This window comes from Streptomyces sodiiphilus (assembly GCF_039529215.1).
Taxonomy (GTDB): Bacteria; Actinomycetota; Actinomycetes; order Streptomycetales; family Streptomycetaceae; genus Streptomyces; species Streptomyces sodiiphilus.
In genome coordinates, this window is record NZ_BAAAMJ010000129.1 from 1 (window position 1) to 4,276 (window position 4,276).

Here is a 4,276-nt window from a genome sequence, read left to right on the forward strand (position 1 = left end):
TAAGGAGAAGGTCAACGGTTCGATTCCGTTTTGGGGCTCAGAGAAGAAACCCCCCGCTGTACAGCGGGGGGTTCTTGCGTTTCCACGATACTTCCGCTTTCCCGGGGGCCTGCTCCACCGGGACGATGGTGCAGGCCCCCGGCCACGACGCCTGACCTACACCTCAGGAACGCGCAGCGTCAGGATCGCCATGTCGTCGGAGGGGGAATCGGACGCGAAACGCTCGACCGCGCGCAGCACCCGCGCTGCCACCGCACCGGCTGTCAGCCCGGTGCAGTTGCTCAGAACCTCCGCCAGGCCGTCGTCCCCCAGCATCCGAGTGCCTTCCCGCCGTTCGGTCACCCCGTCGGTGACGCACAACAGCACATCTCCCGGGTCGAGCACTGCCGTCTGTTCGTAGAGCTCCAGATCCTCCATGACGCCCAGCAGCGGCTGAGGGTCGGCGGCCGGCCGTACGGTGCCGTCCTGCGTCAGGCGCAGCGGCAGCGGATGGCCCGCGCAGACCATCTTCAGCAGTGCCCCGCCCTCCGGCTGGGGCCACAGCTCCCCGTAAAGGAGCGTCAGGAACCGTGCACGGGGACCCTCGTCGAGGATTGCGGCGTTGAGGCGTTCCAGAACCGCCGGCCCGCCCAGGCCCTCGCGTGCCAGCAGACGCAAGGCGTGCCGGGCCAGACCGGTCACCGCTGCTGCCAGCGGACCCGTTCCGCAGACATCGCCGATGGCGAAGCCGTACGCGCCCTCGCGGATGGGGAACACATCGTAGAAGTCGCCGCCCACTTCGTTGCCCTCGCCGGCGGCCCGGTAGATGACCTCCACCTCGACGCCGTCGATCGAGGGCAGTTCCGGAGGCAGCAGGCTGCGCTGCAGGGACTGGCTGATGGCTGTGCGCTCGCTGTACAGGCGGGCGTTGTCCAGCGCCAGGGCGGCACGGCGCGAGAGGTCCTCGGCGAGTTCCACGATCTCCTGGCGGAACCGCTCATCGGTCGGCTTGCCCAGAGCCAGCAGGCCGATCACCCGGTTGCGGGCGATCAGCGGCAGGACAATGGTCTCGCCACCGACCGCGGAGGCCGTGCTCAGGCCGGTGCCGGGCGCATCGAAGGTGGAGTGGGGTCCGAGCGCCAGGCTGCGCAGCGACGTGCGCAACGCCGTGTCGTGGGCGGCCTCGGAGGGAGCGGGCCAGGGCCGGACCCCCAGGGTGATGTCCGCGGCGGGCGGGTCCGTGCGTGCCAGCAGTGCCTTGATGCCGTCGATGCGGTCCTCGTCCTCGTGGAGCACATAGGACAGAGCCGGCTGCGTGTCCGTCTCACTGATCGTGTAGACGGCGCACCAGGTGGCCAGGGTGGGCACGATCATCTGCGCCATGAGGGCGAGCGTCTGGTCGCGGTCCAGTGTCCCCGCCAGAAGCTCCGACGCTTCCACAAGGAAGGACAGCGACCCGCGGCGCAGCCGCTCCAGTTCGGTGAGCCGGGCGGACTCCACCGCCAGCGCGATGCGGTCCGCGGCGAACTGGAGGCGCAGGGCCTCCTCGTTGCTGTACCGGCCCGGGGTCTCCGATGCCACTCCCAGAGAGCCGGTCAGCCTCCCCTCGACCTTGAGCGGCACGGTCACCACCGCGTGCATTCCGGTTCCGGACAGCAGGGGGACGGCACCCGGGGCGGCGGCGAGATCGTCGTGGACCGCGGGCATCCTGGCCGAGCCGTATCGTCCGCTGCCCGTCTCCACCGGTACGCGGGCGAACCGCTGCCGGGCGGACGGGAGTCCGGTGGAGGCACGCACCTCGAGTTCTGTCTCGTCGTCGGTCGCCAGGAGCAGGAACGCGGCGTCACCGTCCAGCATGTCGCGGGCCCGCTCCACGGTGCGCTGCAGCAGGCCGTCCAGATCGTCCGGCGGCGGGGACCCGATGAGAGCTTCCATGGGGTCGGTGGCCAGGGGGTCGGCACTCTCGCTCGTGGCGCCGCGCACAGGGATCCGCGAGGGGTTCTGGAGAAGTGCCCGGTCGTGCTCACGGACCACAAGACAGACCGTGGAGGGCTCGCCGTGGGCGTCGCGGACCCGAAGGTGACACGCGTACACCGGGACGGTCCGGCCCTCGGAATGCCGCAGTCCGTAACTCCCCTCCCACCGGGAGAGCGTCAGCGCCTCGGCGATGCCGGTATTGGTGCCCGGAGTGTGGGGCCATGCGGCGAGGTCGGTGAGGGGCTTTCCGGCAACTTGTTCGGCGGAGTAGCCGAACAGCGCGCGGGCGTCGGCGTTCCAGCCGGTGACGTTGTCGTAGCGGTCCACCTCGATCACCGCGACGTGGACCGGGTCGGCGCGCAACGGGAGTTCTTCCGCCGGCAGCAGCGGTCCGGCGAACCGGGCACCGACCGGGAGGCTCTGCTGGTCCAGGCGGAACCAGACGCATTTGTCGGAGGTCGTGTACTCCACGCCCCAGCGGGTGGCAATGGCCGCGCAGAGCAACAGGCCGCGGCCGCCCTCGCTGTCGGTGTCCGGGGTGATGCCACGGGTGACTTCGGCGAGGGGCAGTTCCCGGTCGGGATGCCGGTCCACGACTTCGATGCGTACGCCCTTGTCGTCGCGCAGGCAGCGGACCTCCGCGGCCGTCCCGGCGTGGACCACGGCGTTGGTCACCAGCTCGCTGGTGAGGACCACGGCGTCGTCGATGAGGTCCGTCAGCCCCCAGCCCTGGAGAGTGTCCCGGACGAAACCACGCGCCGTCGCGACGGAACGCCCGACCGGGTCGAAGGTGGCCGCAGCTCGCGCGGTGATCACGTCGTTCCCCCAAAGGTGTCTGGTAGCTACCCGGTGTTGTGGACAGCCGAATGCCAGGTTACTGACGCCGGGCGTCCGGGAGGGCAGCGCGTCCGCTGATTTCGCCTGACCGGGCAGTCCAGGGCATGCGATGCTGCCGAACTGTTATCACCCGGTTCCTGGAGGGTGAAACACTGGGAGTGCTCGAAGGGAACACCGGGCAGAGCGTCGACCTGCGGGAGGGACACAGTGGTGTCTGAAGGAGCGGTGGCACGCACCGGTACGCGTGTGCGAAATGGCAGGTCTCGGGGCAACGGCACCGTCGAGGTGGATGCCGCGGCCCTGGACCGGCTGCTGTCGGCTCTTGTCTCGATGCGGGACGGCAATTTCCGGAAACGCCTCACGGTGGTCGGTGAAGGACCGATGGCCGAGGTCGCCGCTGTCTACAACGAGGTCGCCGAGCGCAGTCTGCACGTGACCGGTCAGCTCTCGCGCGTCCGGAGGGTGGTCGGCAAGGAGGGCAAGCTCACCGAGCGGCTGGACGCCGGAGTGTGCGAGGGGGCGTGGGCCAAGGCGGTCGAGGACTGCAACGACCTCGTGGACGATCTGGTCCGCCCGGTCTCGGAGGTCGGGCGGGTGCTCAGCGCGGTTGCCGAGGGTGACCTGGAGCAGCGGATGGATCTGCGGGCCCAGAGCGGCGGCAAGGGCGTCGGCCGCCCGCTGCGCGGTGAGTTCCTGAGGGTGGGCCGCACCGTCAACGGTCTGGTGGACCAGCTCTCGGCGTTCACCGACGAGATCACCCGGGTGGCGAGCGAGGTCGGCACCGAGGGCAAGCTGGGAGGACAGGCCCGGGTGAGGGGGATGTCGGGCTCCTGGAAGGACCTGACGGACTCCGTCAACACCATGGCCTACCGGCTGACCGCGCAGGTCCGGGACATCGCGGATGTCACCACCGCGGTGGCCAAGGGCGACCTCACCAAGAAGGTCACGGTGCACGTGGCCGGCGAGATGCTGGAGCTGAAGAACACCGTCAACACCATGGTGGATCAGCTGGGGTCCTTCCAGTTCGAGGTGACCCGGGTCGCCCGCGAGGTCGGCACCGAGGGAGAGCTGGGCGGCCAGGCCCGGGTGGAGGGTGTCGCCGGTGTCTGGAAGGACCTGACCGACTCCGTCAACGTCATGGCGAAGAACCTCACCGCTCAGGTCCGGGAGATCGCGCAGGTCACCACCGCGGTGGCGAACGGTGACCTGTCACAGAAGATCACCGTGAGCGCGCGCGGCGAGGTGGCGCAGCTCGCCGAGACCATCAACAACATGACCGAGACGCTCTCCGCCTTCGCCGACGAGGTGACGCGGGCGGCCAGCGAGGTCGGCACCCAGGGAGAGCTGGGCGGCCAGGCCCGGGTCCAGGGCGTCGCGGGGGTGTGGAAGGATCTCACGGATTCGGTGAACACCGCCTTCCGTAACCTCACCGCCCAGGTGCGGGACATCGCGCAGGTCACGACGGCGGTGGCGAACGGTGATC

The 4,276-nt window shown here is 69.7% G+C and carries 2 protein-coding genes; one reads left to right on the forward strand and one right to left on the reverse strand.

The genetic code is table 11. The annotated features are described in order from the left end of the window. Positions 1-156: 156 nt before the first annotated feature. Positions 157-2,772 (reverse strand): SpoIIE family protein phosphatase, encoded by a 2,616-nt coding sequence (locus tag ABD299_RS24975; protein ID WP_344267087.1) that lies wholly within the window; start codon positions 2,770-2,772, stop codon positions 157-159. Positions 2,773-3,018: 246 nt separating this feature from the next. On the opposite strand from ABD299_RS24975, the gene ABD299_RS24980 reads away from it, so the two are divergent. Continuing rightward, a partial coding sequence (locus ABD299_RS24980; protein ID WP_344267089.1) for a HAMP domain-containing protein occupies positions 3,019-4,276 on the forward strand: 1,258 nt, incomplete at its 3' end.